Annotated in this window: 14 protein-coding genes and 1 pseudogene; 8 read left to right on the top strand and 7 right to left on the bottom strand. The window is 69.1% G+C overall.

Annotated elements, in window-relative coordinates; all coding sequences use genetic code 11:
• Positions 1-58 precede the first annotated feature (58 nt).
• Positions 59-1264, top strand: coding sequence for a GH25 family lysozyme (locus ACFV1J_RS24010; RefSeq protein WP_385861126.1), 1206 nt, complete (start codon positions 59-61; stop codon positions 1262-1264).
• Between the two features lie 484 nt (positions 1265-1748).
• Here the strand turns inward: ACFV1J_RS24010 and ACFV1J_RS24005 are convergent, their stop codons facing one another.
• The gene (locus ACFV1J_RS24005) at positions 1749-2648 is read right to left on the bottom strand and encodes an aminoglycoside phosphotransferase family protein (protein ID WP_385861124.1); all 900 of its coding nucleotides are present in this window, start codon (positions 2646-2648) and stop codon (positions 1749-1751) included.
• A gap of 500 nt (positions 2649-3148) precedes the next feature.
• Here ACFV1J_RS24005 and ACFV1J_RS24000 point away from each other — a divergent pair, with 500 nt between their 5' ends.
• Complete coding sequence (locus tag ACFV1J_RS24000; protein WP_385861122.1) at positions 3149-4192, top strand: PP2C family protein-serine/threonine phosphatase; 1044 nt, start codon at positions 3149-3151, stop codon at positions 4190-4192.
• A gap of 58 nt (positions 4193-4250) precedes the next feature.
• Here ACFV1J_RS24000 and ACFV1J_RS23995 read toward each other — a convergent pair whose 3' ends face one another.
• Together ACFV1J_RS23995 and ACFV1J_RS23990 are read right to left on the bottom strand one after the other, a co-directional pair.
• Positions 4251-4427 (bottom strand): hypothetical protein, encoded by a 177-nt coding sequence (locus tag ACFV1J_RS23995; RefSeq protein ID WP_385861120.1) that lies wholly within the window; start codon positions 4425-4427, stop codon positions 4251-4253.
• Between the two features lie 132 nt (positions 4428-4559).
• Complete coding sequence (locus ACFV1J_RS23990; RefSeq protein ID WP_385861118.1) at positions 4560-5156, bottom strand: TetR/AcrR family transcriptional regulator; 597 nt, start codon at positions 5154-5156, stop codon at positions 4560-4562.
• A 170-nt stretch (positions 5157-5326) separates the two neighbouring features.
• On the opposite strand from ACFV1J_RS23990, the gene ACFV1J_RS23985 reads away from it, so the two are divergent.
• Positions 5327-6292 (top strand): alpha/beta hydrolase family protein, encoded by a 966-nt coding sequence (locus ACFV1J_RS23985; protein WP_385861116.1) that lies wholly within the window; start codon positions 5327-5329, stop codon positions 6290-6292.
• 282 nt (positions 6293-6574) lie between these two features.
• Here the strand turns inward: ACFV1J_RS23985 and ACFV1J_RS23980 are convergent, their stop codons facing one another.
• The gene (locus ACFV1J_RS23980; RefSeq protein WP_385861115.1) at positions 6575-7075 is read right to left on the bottom strand and encodes a hypothetical protein; all 501 of its coding nucleotides are present in this window, start codon (positions 7073-7075) and stop codon (positions 6575-6577) included.
• Between the two features lies 1 nt (position 7076).
• The gene (locus ACFV1J_RS23975; protein ID WP_385861113.1) at positions 7077-7463 is read right to left on the bottom strand and encodes a darcynin family protein; all 387 of its coding nucleotides are present in this window, start codon (positions 7461-7463) and stop codon (positions 7077-7079) included.
• A gap of 97 nt (positions 7464-7560) precedes the next feature.
• Here ACFV1J_RS23975 and ACFV1J_RS23970 point away from each other — a divergent pair, with 97 nt between their 5' ends.
• Complete coding sequence (locus ACFV1J_RS23970) at positions 7561-8316, top strand: TetR/AcrR family transcriptional regulator (protein ID WP_385861111.1); 756 nt, start codon at positions 7561-7563, stop codon at positions 8314-8316.
• Positions 8317-8333: 17 nt separating this feature from the next.
• Here ACFV1J_RS23970 and ACFV1J_RS23965 read toward each other — a convergent pair whose 3' ends face one another.
• Together ACFV1J_RS23965 and ACFV1J_RS23960 are read right to left on the bottom strand one after the other, a co-directional pair.
• A complete protein-coding gene (locus ACFV1J_RS23965; RefSeq protein WP_385861109.1) occupies positions 8334-8735 on the bottom strand; it encodes an ATP-binding protein in 402 nt (133 codons plus the stop codon).
• Positions 8736-8894: 159 nt separating this feature from the next.
• Complete coding sequence (locus tag ACFV1J_RS23960; RefSeq protein ID WP_385861268.1) at positions 8895-9752, bottom strand: DMT family transporter; 858 nt, start codon at positions 9750-9752, stop codon at positions 8895-8897.
• 149 nt (positions 9753-9901) lie between these two features.
• Here ACFV1J_RS23960 and ACFV1J_RS23955 point away from each other — a divergent pair, with 149 nt between their 5' ends.
• The 4 genes and pseudogenes from ACFV1J_RS23955 to ACFV1J_RS23940 all read left to right on the top strand — a co-directional run bounded on the left by ACFV1J_RS23955 (position 9902) and on the right by ACFV1J_RS23940 (position 14315).
• The gene (locus tag ACFV1J_RS23955) at positions 9902-10768 is read left to right on the top strand and encodes a LysR family transcriptional regulator (protein ID WP_385861107.1); all 867 of its coding nucleotides are present in this window, start codon (positions 9902-9904) and stop codon (positions 10766-10768) included.
• 265 nt (positions 10769-11033) lie between these two features.
• Positions 11034-11140: pseudogene (locus ACFV1J_RS23950) on the top strand (universal stress protein); the annotation flags it as partial.
• A 274-nt stretch (positions 11141-11414) separates the two neighbouring features.
• A complete protein-coding gene (locus ACFV1J_RS23945) occupies positions 11415-12656 on the top strand; it encodes a hypothetical protein (RefSeq protein WP_385861266.1) in 1242 nt (413 codons plus the stop codon).
• 939 nt (positions 12657-13595) lie between these two features.
• A complete protein-coding gene (locus ACFV1J_RS23940) occupies positions 13596-14315 on the top strand; it encodes a hypothetical protein (protein WP_385861106.1) in 720 nt (239 codons plus the stop codon).
• The last annotated feature ends 80 nt before the right edge of the window (positions 14316-14395 follow it).

Here is a 14395-nt window from a genome sequence, read left to right as displayed (position 1 = left end):
CTGGAGGGCCGGCGACGCCGTGCATGACCGACCACGGAACCAGAACGGAGAGACAGCGATGAGGTATCCCCACGCCCGCAGCGGAGCGGTGGGCAGGGCCGGGTGGCGGGTCCGCGGTGCGGCGGTGCTCGCCGCCGGACTCGCGGCCCTGGGCATCGGCGTCCACGGTGTGGCCCACGCGGACACCACCGTGGCCACCGGCGCGGCCCGGTCCACGGCTCAGGTGCGCGGGCTCGATGTGAGCGGCCACAACCCCCATGTCGATTGGAAAGCGACGGCCGCCAAGGGCGCCGCCTTCGCCTACGTGAAGGCGACCGAAGGGGTCAGCTACACCAACAGCTACTTCTCACAGCAGTACAACGGGGCGGCCGGCGCCGGTCTGATTCGCGGCGCCTACCACTTCGCCCGCCCGGACGTCTCCGGTGGACGTGCGCAGGCCGACTACTTCCTGGCCCACGGCGGCAAGTGGAAGCGCGACGGCAAGACCCTCCCCGGAGCCCTGGACATCGAGGCCAACGCGCACGGTGACTCCTGCTGGGGACTCAGCCGCAGCGCGATGACCAGCTGGATCGCGGCATTCGTGAACGAGTACCACGCCCGGACGGGCCGGCATCCGGCGATCTACACCGCCGCCAGCTGGTGGGCGACCTGCACCGGGAACTACCGGGGTTTCGGCAGGACCGACCCGCTGTGGATCGTCAACCAGTCCGGCACGCCCACCCCGCTGCCCGCCGGCTGGAACACCTACACCGTCTGGCAGACCGCCGCCTCGGGCGCCTTCCCGGGGGACCAGGACGTCTTCAACGGCAGCCTGAAGGACCTGAAGACGTTCGCCCTGGGTGACTACACGCCTCCGCTGCCGGCTCCCAGCTGGCCCCTGGTGCAGCAGGGGCAGGCAGGCCGGCAGGTGACCACCGTGCAGTACCTGCTCGGCGCCCACGGGGCGTCCCTCACGGTGGACGGCCGGTTCGGGACGGGAACCCGGGACGCGGTGGTCTCGTTCCAGAGGGCCCAGGGGCTGACCGCCGACGGGATCGTGGGGCCGAAGACCTGGCAGCACCTGATCGTCACCGTGCGGCACGGCGACACCGGCGCGGCCGTGCGGGCAGTCCAGGACGAGTTGAAGGCCCATGGCGCCGCTGTCACGGTGGACGGTCGCTTCGGGGCCGGAACCCGGGACGCCGTGATCACCTTCCAGAGGTCCAAGGGGCTGACCCCCGACGGCATCGTCGGCCCGAGCACGTGGATGAACCTGGTGAGTTGATACGGCGACCGAGTCGCTCAGTCCACCGACCCGATCCGCCCGGCCGACGCCAACGCTTGGTCGCGGTGGATCGGGTGTGGGCGTCGGTCAAGTGAGAAGCTTGAACCGATGATCTGTGACGTCCCGTAGCCAGGTGGCCGGTGGCCGGTGGCCTCGGCGGTGATGGGTCGTTGCGGAGACGACGTGTTGTCCGAACGTCTTGATGCAGCAATGAGCAACTCATCTGGTCTCGAACCCAGTTGGAGGCCTTGCTGCATCCACTGATGCTCTCCAGCTGCTCTCTGGCGGTCTCGTGGTGCCAGGGCCCGGGAGTTCCGGGCGCCAGGGCTCCGGGGCCGGCTCGATCAGGCCGGTGACGGACCGTATCTCGTCCGACCAGAGCATCATCTGGGCCACGATCGCCTCGCCCCTCGGGCGTACAGATCGGAGCCCGAAATGGGCTCAGGGCGTTCTCCATGAACCCACATGTCCTGGGTTGAGTTGATCAGCCGATCAGAGCCTCGGTGATCTGGCGGGTGGTCTGTGCGGCGATCCGGGGATTGGTGGCGGCGTAGGAGGTGTAGGCGTTCAGGCCCGTGGCCAGGGCCCAGCCGCGGCCCCGGGTCCAGGTGGCGGCGTCGGCGCCGAGCGTGGCGCGGAAGGCAGCCCGGCTCCCGGCAGACATCAGGGTGAAGGCGATGGTCAGGTCACAGGCCGGGTCGCCGATGCCGAGCCCGCCGAAGTCGATGACCGCGCTGAGGCGGCCGTCGACGGTGAGCAGGTTGCCGGTGTGGAAGTCGCCGTGGAACCAGACCGGAGGGCGATCCCACTCGGGGGCGCTCAGCGCCGCGTCCCACAACTCGGTCATGGCCGCGGCGTCGAACGCACCATCGACCTCAGCGATAGCGGCCCGCGTCGCGCGGTCCCGGTCGGCCAGCGGCCGACCGGCGAGGTCCTCGCCCGCGTCCCCGACGGGGGAGTCCTCTGGCGCGAATGCCTGAAGGGCGGTGAGGAACTCCGCCAGTTGGACGGCAGCCCGGGACGAGTCGGCCAAGGCCTCGGCAGTCGCCACCTCGCCGTCCAGCCAGCGGGACACCGCCCACGGCCACGGATAGTCGAAGTCGGGCTCACCCACCGCCACCGGCACGGGGATGGCCAGTGGCAGGTGCGGGGCGAGCCTGGGAAGCCACTCAGACTCCTTCCTCGCCTGCCCGATGGCTCCCGCATGGCGGGGCAGCCGGACGGACAGGTCCTCGCCCAGCCGGTAGATCACATGGTCCGAACCGGCCGGGTCGAGCAGCGTGAGAGGTAGCTCGGCCCACTGCGGGAACTGCGTATCGACCAGACGCCTGGCCAGTGCGGCATCGATCGCGGGGCGGGGGGCCGCGGTTCTCCCTGTCGCCAAGAGCAACTCCTGCGGTCGGCCCGGTCCATGCAGCGGGCAGTTGGAGCCATCCCAGTGCCTCGTGGACCCGTCTGTCGATCGGTTTCTCGACCGGCCGTCCTCCGCCACGCGGACTCCAGGCGCCCGCCTGTCGAAGCCGACCCAAGGCCACCGGTCACCTTGCGGCTGGTGTCTGGCCAGGACTTCGGGGCCACAAGCACGGCGTCTCAGGGCGCGACGACGGATAACGGATCACCCCACGTTGGTGGGGACGACCGCGCTGGTACGTGTGGTGGCGGTGGCTCGAGCGCGGGGACGGCGGAGATCCGTCGGGGTGGTGGTTGCGTTGCTGCGGGTGTTGGGGTTTTCGGTGGTCTTGTCGGCGGTGTGTGGGGCTGGCGCGACACACTGTCGGTGTTGGTGGGGCGACATGGGGCGCTGTGTCTCGTTTGTGTGGATATTGTAGGGGCGTGATTGGGTCTGGGTGGTGGTGGGGTGGCGGTCGCGGGTGGGGGTGGTTTGTGCGTTTGTCGCCGGTGGTTTTGACGGTGGTGATCGCTGCTTTGGCGTATGTGACGCCTCCGGAGGTGGCGTTCAGTCGTCTTTTGCCGGCGGCGCCGGCTCTCGCTGCTGCGATGTGGCCGGTGCTTCCCACGGTGTTGTTGGGAACGGTCTGCTTGTTTTTGATGATTGGTCTGAGCCTTGTGTTTCCTGGTTTGGGGACATGGTGGACGGCTGGGGGGATCATCGCGGTCACCGTGGCGGCCGCGTACGGAAGTCATGTCCGTCTCCAGCGGGAGCGGACCCTCTTTCAGGTGCGGCTGGTCGCCGACGCGGCGCAGCAGGTGGTCCTCAGCCCGATGCCACGCCGCTTGGGCAGCATCGAAATCGACTCCCTCTACCTCGCAGCCGCCGCGGAGGCCCGTATCGGCGGAGATTTCTACGAGGTGGTCGACACCCGATACGGGGTCAGGCTGCTGATCGGTGACGTACGCGGCAAAGGCCTACCAGCGGTAGGAGCTGCCGCGGCCATCGTCAACTCCTTCCGCGAAGCAGCCCACACCGAGCCCGACATGGCCAGCATTGCGCGCCGGCTGGACGCCACCAGCACCCGATACAACGCCGCCTTTCCCCCCGAAGGCCCCCTCGAACGCTTCGCCACCGCCCTCCTCGCCGAAATCCCCCACAAGAGCGGACACATCAACATCCTCAACTGCGGACACCCCCCACCGCTCCTCCTCAACCGCGGCGGCCTCCGCACCCTGGAACCCACCACCCCCTCCCCGCTGCTCAACCTCGCCGAAGTCATCGGCGACCACTACACCATCGACACCTTCGACTTCACCCCCGGCGACCTACTGCTCCTCTATACCGACGGAGTCACCGAGGCCCGAGCCCGCGACGGCGCATTCTTCCCCCTGGCCACCTGGATGCGCCAACAACCCCCCACACCACCCGACGAACTGCTCACGGCTCTGCACCGCGACCTGCTCCACTACAGCCAAGGACGCCTGGACGACGACATCGCCGCCCTCGCACTGCGCCTGCACCACCCCGCGCAGTAACCCCGACCCTGACCACGGCCATGCGCCGCTTCATCCGGTGCATTGATCACGAGCGTTGTCAACACCCGCTCGGCTTGATCAATATCCACTGGTCGACGAGGAAGAACGCGGAGTCGTGGCCGCGTTCGTCCAGGGTCTCCAGGACCTTCAAGGGTTCGCCGGTGGAGGGGGCGCCGAGGATGCGGTAGTGGTCGGCGTAGACGGAGCGCAGGTCGCGCCGCACCGCACGCAGCACCTGTGGGTCTGCTCGACGACCGAGAGCCGTCGCGCGGCGTCGAGAGCTGGGCGGACCTCCCTGATCCGCTGCTCGGCTACCCCGCCCCCGACCGCGGCCTTGAGCACCGAGTCTCGATGTCGCTCGTCGGCATCAGCACTCCTGAGGTTGCTGGAGTCCCTGGAGGAGGAGGGCGATCAGGCGCCGGGGGTCGTACCGGGGGTCGTTGTCGCGTCCGATGCAGAGGTTGCCGATGCCGCGCATCAGCTCGTAGGGCCGTGTGCCGGGCCTGATTTCGTCGGCCTCGGCCGCGGCGTCGAGCAGTTGGGCGCAGACGGGCAGCAGGCGGTCGAGGAAGTAGGCGTGCAGCGCGGCGAAGCGGTCGCTGTCCGACTGCAGGGCGTCGGCGAGTCCGTGCTTGGTGACCAGGAAGTCGACGAAAAGGTCGATCCATTGGCGCAGTGCGTCGAGCGGGGAGTCGGCACTCGCCAGCAGACGGGGGCCGGCCTCGGCGCATGCCTCGATCTGGTGGTGGTAGACGGCGGTGACCAGATCCGCCCGGGTCGGGAAGTGGCGGTAGATCGTGGCCATCCCGACGCCTGCCTGGGCCGCGATCTGGCGGATCGGCGCGTCGACGCCGGAGGTGACGAAGACCTCGGCGGCAGCGGTGAGTACCGTCTGCCGGTTGCGCTGGGCATCGGACCGCTTGCTTCGGGACGGCGACTCTCCTGCGGGGCCCTCGGTGGCCATCACGTTCTCCTTCGACACCACTTGACAAAACGGAGCACCGCTCCAGATAGTAAATGGAGCAGTGTTCCGTTTCACCTTAACCGAAACGGGGCGCTCCTGACCGTCTTGTCCGCCCGCCGGCCGCAGGAGACCGGGCGGGCGGCAGGCGCCACCGAAAGGGAACCCACATCGTGAGCACAACCACCGCCACCAGCGCCGACACCTTGGGCACACCCGTCCCGGTCCTGTCCTTCAGCCCCGTAGTCCTCTCCGTGCCCGGACGTCCCGTGGACCTCCAGGTACGCGTCTCCGCCCCCGTGACCGGAACCAGCCTCCCCGTCATCCTCCTCTCCCACGGCCACGGCCCCTCGAACCACCTCTCCTCGCTCAACGGCTACGCACCGCTCGCCAACTTCTGGGCGGCACACGGATTCGTCGTCATCCAGCCCACCCACCTCACCTCCAGGACACTGAGCCACCTGGTCGCCGACGCACCAGGCGCACCCGACTTCTGGCGCTCCCGTGCCGAGGACATGACCCACATCCTCGACCGGCTCGACGTGATCGAGAACGCCGTGCCGCAGCTCGCCGGACGGATCGACCACGCCAAGGTCGCCCTCGCCGGGCACTCGCTCGGCGGCTTCACCGCCGCCCTCCTGCTGGGCGCCGGGCTCACCGACCCCGACACCGGGAACGTGGTGCACCTCGTCGAGCCCCGGATCAAGGCGGGCGTACTGCTCGCCGCGCCCGGTAGGGGCGGCGACATCCTCAACGGGCCCATGGCCGAGCAGTGGCCCATCATCGGGGCCGTCGACTTCTCCACCATGACCGCACCCGCGCTGGTCGTCGTCGGCGACAAGGACGACTCTCGGCACTTCACGGACATGGGACCGGACTGGCACGCCGACCCCTACGCCCTCGCCCCCGGCCCCAAGACCCTGCTCACCCTGTTCGACGCGGAGCACGGACTCGGCGGCATTGCCGGATACGACGCCGCCGAGACCACCGACGAGAACCCGGAGCGAGTTGCCGCCCTCGCCCGGCTCACCGCGGCCTACCTCTACACCCAACTCCACCCGGGCGCCCCCGTGTGGCAGACCACATGCGAGGCACTGACGACCGGCCCCGACCGGGTAGGACGAGTCGATGTCAAGTAACCCAGCCGCGGACGCGTACGCAAACGGGCGGTCCCCACCGTCCTCGTGGGTGCGGAACGGCTCATCCGCACCCAGTCGCCCCTGCCTGTGCCCGACGCGGCACGCGCCTACCTGATGGACCGCAACCGGAACTGATGGACCGCAACCGGACCGCCGGGGCGGCTCCTCCGACGGCGAGAGCGCGGGGGACACGGAAGACAACCGAACTAGAGCTCTCGACGCAGCCCAAGCAGCCACGGCGTCCTGCTGGGAGCATGGCGGGTGCTGTCCCGGAGCCGGGTCTTACTCAGGAGATTTCTGGCCGGAGTGTTTTGTCTCAGCTGTGTCGCCCCCGCTGAGCAGGGGTGGTGTGTGCCGGCACCGGGTCGGCGGGCGTGTCCGATAGGGGCCTGGCGGCCCATCAGGCGTCCTCAGAAGAGTTCTGACCGTGGCCGTCGCGCAGCCGAAGACCGCCATGCCCAGCGGTATGTGCCCGGCCAGCACCCGCGCCTCGCCCAACCCCTGCTGCACACTTACCAGTCCGACAAGCGCCGCGCTGACAGCCGCGGGCCAGCCCGGTCCCCGCAACCGCCGCCACACCACCACCGCGAGCGCGGTCTGGATGACCGTGAGCGCGCTGAGCACACCGGCGTTGGCCGCGTGCCAGGCCAGCAGGTCGAGGTCCCCGGTGACGAACAGACCGGCCAGGGCTGCCTGTACGAGCGTGTCCAGGAACACCAGAACCGCTGTGCCCCGCAGCAGCCGCATCGGCCACTGCCGCTCGTATCCCTTTGGTGCGGTCACGTCACCGGGATCCGCCCCCGTTCGACACGGTCCCGTGCGACAGAGACTCCTCATACGCCTGGAAGCCGTCCTCGACGCCCAGGAAGATGTCGGCGAAGGTGAGGTAGCCCTCGCTGATGACGGGGGTGTCGCGCAGGGCCTCGACGAGGAAGTAGTACGCGCCCAGGTCATCGGTCTCCAGTACGGCGAAGTCCGAGACCCGCCCGGTGAACGCTTCGGCGTCGAAGAAGCGGGCCGTCACCCGGTCCGCATAGGCGGCGAAGACCGGCTCCAGATGCTCCGTGCGCATCGCGTTGCGTTCCTCGCGCGACAGCGCCAGCCACCGCGGGGTGACTGTGTAGGTCAGGACGATGCCATACCTCAGGCCGTGCTTCGTGCCGTGCTTCATGGGGCTCCCCCGAAGAGATTGCTAACACTGTTAACTTTCGGGAGAAAGGTAAAGTGATAGGCGTTAACTTTGTCAAGTGGAAGGCGGGCGGGCCGCTGTGCCGAGCACTCCAGGAACCTCCCCGACCCGACGCCGCCACCGCGTCCGCGAAGAGGCGCTGGCCGAGATCTTGCAAACCGGCCGGCGACTGCTGGTCGAGGAAGGACCGGCCGCCGTCACGCTGCGGGCCATCGCCCGCGAGATGGGCATGACGGCGCCTGGCCTCTACCGCTACTACGCCGCTCACCGGGACCTGATCCAGGCGCTGACCTCGTCCCTCTACGACGAGCTGGCCACGGCCCTGGCAGCGGCCCGCGACCGCCACCCCGCCTCCGAACCGGGGCAGCAACTGGGCGAAGCCTGCCGCGAATTGCGCCGCTGGGCACTGGCCCATCCCCAGGAGTTCGGGCTGCTGTTCGCCAAACCGCTCACGGACGCCGACACCGCACCCGGCGCCGCCGCACACGACCCCAGCTGGCGGTTCGGCGGTGTCCTGCTGGAGTTGATGGTCCAGCTGTGGCGCCGCGGAAACATCCAGCCGCCCACTGACCTGGACCCGGCCTGGACCGCCCAGCTGGAGGAGGTACGCGAGCACCTCTCCGGCGAGCCCGTGCCCCTGGAGGGCATCTACGTCTTCGTCTCCTGCTGGGCGCGGCTGTACGGGGCGGTGGCCGTGGAGGTCTTCGGCCACCTCGACTTCGCCCTGACCGACCCCGAACCGCTCTTCGACCACACCGTCCGCGACATCCTCACGGCGCTGGGCGAGTCTGCGCCGAAGACGAACGCTCCTTCCAGCCCCGATGGTGGGGCCTGACCGGGCGTTCGGCGCGCTCAGCCCGCCGGGTCTGCCGTAGGGGCCGCAGGCAGCGTGACGGTGAAGCGGGCGCCGCTGCCGTCCGCTTCGTCGTTGGAGATGGTTCCGGCATGCCGGAGGACGACGTCGCGGACGATGGCCAGCCCCAGGCCAGCCCCTCCGGCATCGCAAGTCGCGGGCGTCGTCCGCTCGGACGAACCGTTCGAAGACCCGCTCCCGGTCTGCGTGCGGCACGCCCGGCCCGTCGTCTGCTTGTCCCCGGCCCGTGCGGAGCGGGAGACCTCCGTCGTGGGCTGCTGTGTCGTCGCTTCTCCGTCGTCGGCGGCTACGACGACACCCCCGCCGAGACCACCGCTCGCGAGGGCGAGCGATGCGAAACCGAGGGCGATGCGTACTCTGACCTGCTGAAAAGCCGTCACGGTTGGTGCGGTACGGGGACACCTGGATGCACGCCCGAAGGGGCCGGACGGATCGTCCGGCTTCCTCGTCGTATGCCGGCACGGGAGCCGAGCGGGCTGGTCGTCGCGGGTTGCGCGGCCCCAGTCGCGTCACGCCCGCCGTGTGCATTCCCGTGACCGTCAGCCGGATCGCGCAGCGGAGGTGTCCCTCAGGTCACGAGGGCTGCTTCTTTCGCGGCGCGCCGAGCTCCCCACGGCGACCGTATTTGCGGTGACAATCACGGCCATCGCCAGCCACGAGGCCGGATCGAGGCGCTCAGCGAGGACGAGCATGCCGATCAACGTGGCGCATACCGGGTTGATGCTCATGAAGACCCCGAAGAACCTCGCGGGAACCCGGCGCAGTGCCAGGAGGTCACACAGGAACGGCACCGCAGAGGAGAGAACTCCAGCAGCCAGCGCACACATCAAGGACTCGACGGTGGGCTGGTGGGCCAGCAAGCTGCCGGCGCCGACGGGCAGGTAGAACACGGCTGAGACCGCCGCTGCCGCGGCCGATCCCTCCAGGCCCGGAAGACGCTTACCCACCGTACGGTTGAGCAAGATGTAGCAGCCCCAGCAGCCAGCCGCGAGCAGTGCCAGGGCGATGCCGAAGTAGTCGGTGCTGGGCTGGGGGCGGGTAAGGACGACGACGGCACACCCGGCAGCCAGCGCACACACCAGGTCGATGCGACGGCGGGAGCCCATCAAGGCCACGGTGAGCGGACCAAGGAACTCGAGGGTGACGGCGAGACCGAGGCCAATGCGATCGATCGCCGCATACAGCGTGACATTCATCGTCGCGAAAACCGCGGCCAGGCCCAGTACGAGACGCCACTGCGCGCGGGTGAAGCAGCGCAACCTCGGCCGGCCGGCGGCCATCAAAATCGCCGCGGCGACCCACTGGCGCACCGCCACCACCCCCACCGGCCCAAGGACCGGGAAGGCGAGTGCGCCGATCGCCGCTCCGGCTTGATTGGACAGGCCACTGCCCATCATCAGTGCCAGACCCGGCCACCGCGGTGCGATCGCAGGCGTGGCATCGGCCCTGATGGTCTGCGCCCGAGCATCGAGTGTCATGCCATGACCCTCTGGCACGCCACCGCATCCGCATAATGCATCCGGTACACCATCTATACGCTGGCTGCATGGACCGTGGGAACTTGGAGCTGAAGCACTTGCGGTGTCTGGTGGCGATCGTCGACACCGGCAGTTTCACCGACGCAGCGATCGACTTGGGCATCTCTCAGGCAACGGCCTCTCGCACACTGCTCGCCCTGGAGCAGATCCTGGGTATGCGGCTCCTGCACCGCACCAGCCGCACGGTCACCCCCACCACCGCTGGAGCGCAGGTCATCGCACGCGCCCGACACCTACTCGCCGAGTCCGACGAACTGGTCCGCCAGGCCACCACCGGCCGCACACGGCTGCGCATCGGCCACGCCTGGTCTGCAATGGGCCGCCACACCGCTGAGTTCCAACGCCGCTGGCACAACCTCCACCCCGACACGGAACTCCACCTCGTCCGCCACAACTCACCCACCGGGGGTCTCGCCGAGGGGCTGTGCGACATGGCCATCGTCCGAACTGCCATCGACACCCGCCGCTACGCCCACCACTGCGTCGGCCACGAACCCCGGTACCTCGCTCTCGCCTCCGACGACCCGTGGACAAAGCGCCGAAGCATCCCTCTGGCCGAGACGCGCGACCGCACCCTCGTGGTGGACCGCCGCACCGGAACGACCAGCTTGGACCTGTGGCCCGAAGGCGCCCGCCCCATCGTGGAGTACACCCAGGATGTCGACGACTGGCTTGCCGCCATCGCCACCGGACGCTGCGTCGGCATCACCCCACAGGCAACCGCCACCCAGTACCGCCGCGACGGCATCGCCTACCGCCCCCTACGCGACGCCAACCCCGTCCCCGTCCACCTCATCTGGCACCGGCAAGCCCCCCACCCCTCCACCCACGCCGCCACCGCCCTCCTGGCCGACCTCTATCGCGACGGCACCTGACAAGTAGATGCCGCCGGCTGGAACCGCCACCGAGGCGAGCCTTGTCGGACAAGGCGGCTGACGACGCCAGGAGTTTTTGCTGCGGCCACTTCGGCGTTGTAGGTGGCGAGGGCTTGTGGTGGACGCCGACGGCGACAGCCCACTGGGCGGCGTCTCCGCCGGGCGGACAGGCAACGACCTCCTCGGCTGCAAAACCCCAACGCATCCAACGACGTTCGACCCATCCGAAGTGCTGGACCAGACCGAGGGGGACCAGACCAGGGCCGGTGCGCGGGGCCGCGGTGGCTTCACCGGCCTGTTCTCGGCTCGGTCAGCCAGGCTCTGCTGCATCACGCGCACTGCTCCGTCGCCGTGGTCCGCGGCAAGGAATGACCACCGCCGTCCGTCCGCTGGGTCTGCGGCGTCAGCATCATCTGGAGAGCCGGCCCTGTTCGGTGGCGTACAGGTCCGTCAGGGACGGAACCGGTCCGCCGCCCGTGCGCGACAGAGGCGAAATAAGACCCTCTATGATCATTTTTGGCCCGTTCCGGGCTCCCGCCGGGACCCCCGTGGCCGCTACGTTCGCCCCTTGACCGAACCACACGACCAGGGGGAAAGGGCAACGATGCGCCCCATAGGACCCGTCAGCCGCAACGGCAGATCACTCATGGCGGTGACCGCTACGGCGGCCGCCTGGGCGGTCACCGCCATGGGCCTTGCCGCCTCACCGGCTGCTGCAGCACCCACCACCACGACGGCGCAGACGCCCGCGCCCGGCGACACCTGTGCGGCGGCCGACCTGGGCACACGCCACCCGTACATCAAGACCACCGAAGTGTCCCCGACCATCACCCACTTCAAGGGCTGGTACGTCACCGAGGGCACAACCGGCAACCAGACCGTCAGCACCAGCACCCAGACGACCATCTCGGTCTCCGTCGGCCTCAACGGCAATGTCGAGGGCAGTTTCGCCGTCGAGACCCTCGGCAAGGCCGGCGCGAGCCTGGGCCTGAACGTAAAGGTCGACTACTCCTCCACCAGCACTGAGTCGAATGCGGTCACGTGGAACTTCAACCAGCCCGGCTACTACGGCGTCTACAAGGGCACCAAGAAGGTCACCGGCACGTACGGAAGCCTCAACTGCAACCGCGTCCAACAGGGCGACGGCGGTTGGGCGTTGAAGTGGATCGAGGGGCCCGGCAGCGGCAACTTCACCACCTACACCACCCTCGAGGAAGGCGCGGTGCGCTGCCAGGACAAGGTGCCCGCAGACAGCATCATGGCCAAGGCACAGAGCCTCCTCGACTGCGGCTCGGCCGCCGCGAAGGCCGAGCACCCGGCGGGTGCGGTGGCGCCGACGGCGAAGCAGATGCGGGACCGCCTCGTGCAGCGCCCGGCTCTCACCAGCGGCACGTTCGCCGAACAGCCCAAGGCCACCGGGCGTAGCGCGCGGGCCGCTCTCAACTGCGAGTCCGGCGCCTACAAGATCGCTGTACCCGGCCAGCCCCTGTCGTGGGGCGCGCCGCTCCTGGCGGCCGACGGTGTCCGCCTGCGGCCCTCGACGATCTTCAGCGCCCACCTGGACAACTGGCGCCTGTGCAACGTGACGGAGCACAACGGGGTCCTCGAGGCGTCCCTGTGGAACTGGGGCAACGGCGGGTGCGCGACCATCGCCGAGCAGAACGCGGCCACCGAACGGGCGGTCCTGCAGACGGCCCCCTGCACGGAGGACGACCTCCAGCGGTTCTACATCTACCGCGACGTACCCGGCAGCTCGAAGATCGGTGTGCAGAACAAGTACACCGGCTCCATGATGGGCCACGACCGGTACGCGGACGGGGAGTTCATACGCCAGTACTCCAGCGGCAGGCAGGACGGTACGGGTACGTACACCCTGACCGGAGTCTGACGGCCCACACCCCGTGAGCGGCCCCGCACGTGAACCCCCGACCTCCCGGTTTCGTGCGGGGCCCTCCGCGTCACTATTCCGAGCCGGAAGAGTGCACGGTCGCCGCCGACCCTCGCGACCCTCGCCGCGGACCGGGCCGCCGGGGGCGGGATCTCCGGACCGGCCGCGCGGCGGGCTGTCCTCGCCGCCAGCCAGGCCCCCGCGTTCGAGGGCGTCGTCTTCACCGCCCGGCAGGCCCGCAAGCTCCTGACGAACCCCACCCTGGCCGTTCACGACAACCCGAATGCCTTCTTGACCTGCGTCTATAACCCCGACAAGGTGCTCTGCCGACTCCGGGCGAGCCAGGAAAACCCCAGCCTTGAGCGTTGTATGTCGACGTAAGCGTTGCTCGGTGCAGCGAGCCGGGTTGCTTCGAGGTCGACCGAGCGCTCGGTCACTATGGGGAGGTTTCTGTGCGTGCCCCTCTCATGGACCGATGACCGACAAACGACGCGGCCACAGTCCGTGAGACTGACGGCGCATCAGCACAAACGCCGTTGCAGTACCAGCGAAGAGGACCTCGTGCAGGGGCATGGTCGGCACTCTTGTCCCGCCCCTTCCCGAGCGGCACAAAGCCCACCGTTAGCTGTCGCCGCCAGCTGCTTCCCAGAGTCCGGAGCAGCCGATGTGCGCCGGCCGCCACCGCGACCTTCGGACTGGCGTCACACGCTGCCCTTGTCACGCACAGAGATCACCGCGTGGAACCCGCCCTTCGGTGACGTCGCTCACCTCTACGGATCCTGCTGCGCGGGGCGGGTACGTAGGATCACAGCTGAGGCCTTGAATCAGCCCGTCCTCGGCGGCGTTCGAGGCATGCAGCACCGCTGTCCGCCGCGGCGCGGATGCCGCTTCGCACCGCACACCGCACGACCACGTCACGGCACAAAGGACAGCTCGACGATGACGAACCTCGCCCACGCGCCCGCCGCCCGCCCGAGCCGTCGGCCGATAAGGACCGCCACGGTGGCGGCGACGGCCGCGGCGGCCGCCGCGGCGCTGCTCGCCGGCTGCTCGAGCGACGTCCAGCACAAGCCCGGACACCCACAAGCGACGCCCTCCCCGAACACGAGCCACCACCACCGGGCCAAGCCCAAAGCCCCCAAGCCAACAGCTACGCAGCATCCGAGCCCGCCGCCCACCCATAAGCCCGCAGGCTTCTCGCCCTACGTGGACACCTCACTCAGGCCCTCGCTGGACCTTCTCAAGGCCGCCGAGGAGACCGGGGCGAAGGAGTACACCCTGGCCTTCGTCTCTCCGGGGCGCGGCTGCGTGCCCAAGTGGGGCGGCAGGCAGCCGCTGGACGCCAACCCGATGGCACGGCAAGCAGACCGGCTCCGGGCCCAGGGCGGTGACGTACGAGTCTCCTTCGGCGGGCAGAGCGGCAACGAACTCGCCAGGGCCTGCGGCTCGGTGGACGCGCTGGTGAAGGCCTACCGCACCGTCATCGACGCCTACCGCCTGACGAAAGTCGACTTCGACCTGGAAGGCCCAGCCCTGGTGGACACCCAAGCCACCGACCTCCGCGCCCGGGCCGTCGCACGACTCCAACAGCAGCGCAGGAACCTGGACGTCTCCTTCACCCTCCCCGTGCTCCCGTCGGGTCTTAGACGCCGTTTCTGATGGCGTGATCGCTCGTTGAGCTGTGCATGGCGGATCTGGTGGAGCGGTTGGTGCCGGACGAGTTGTGGGTGCTGTTCCGG

This window comes from Streptomyces sp. NPDC059649, assembly GCF_042734445.1.
Lineage (GTDB): Bacteria > Actinomycetota > Actinomycetes > Streptomycetales > Streptomycetaceae > Streptomyces.
This window is presented reverse-complemented; position numbering and strand designations above follow the sequence as displayed.

What these genes read in the sequence shown, in the direction of transcription:
- ACFV1J_RS23975 (WP_385861113.1), bottom strand. Translation starts at nt 7,463, where the DNA reads ATGAAGCACGGCACGAAGCACGGCCTGAGGTATGGCATCGTCCTGACC.
- ACFV1J_RS23945 (WP_385861266.1), top strand. Translation starts at nt 11,415, where the DNA reads ATGGCGGTGACCGCTACGGCGGCCGCCTGGGCGGTCACCGCCATGGGC.
- ACFV1J_RS24010 (WP_385861126.1), top strand. Translation starts at nt 59, where the DNA reads ATGAGGTATCCCCACGCCCGCAGCGGAGCGGTGGGCAGGGCCGGGTGG.
- ACFV1J_RS23990 (WP_385861118.1), bottom strand. Translation starts at nt 5,156, where the DNA reads ATGGCCACCGAGGGCCCCGCAGGAGAGTCGCCGTCCCGAAGCAAGCGG.
- ACFV1J_RS23955 (WP_385861107.1), top strand. Translation starts at nt 9,902, where the DNA reads ATGGACCGTGGGAACTTGGAGCTGAAGCACTTGCGGTGTCTGGTGGCG.
- ACFV1J_RS23940 (WP_385861106.1), top strand. Translation starts at nt 13,596, where the DNA reads ATGACGAACCTCGCCCACGCGCCCGCCGCCCGCCCGAGCCGTCGGCCG.
- ACFV1J_RS23960 (WP_385861268.1), bottom strand. Translation starts at nt 9,752, where the DNA reads ATGATGGGCAGTGGCCTGTCCAATCAAGCCGGAGCGGCGATCGGCGCA.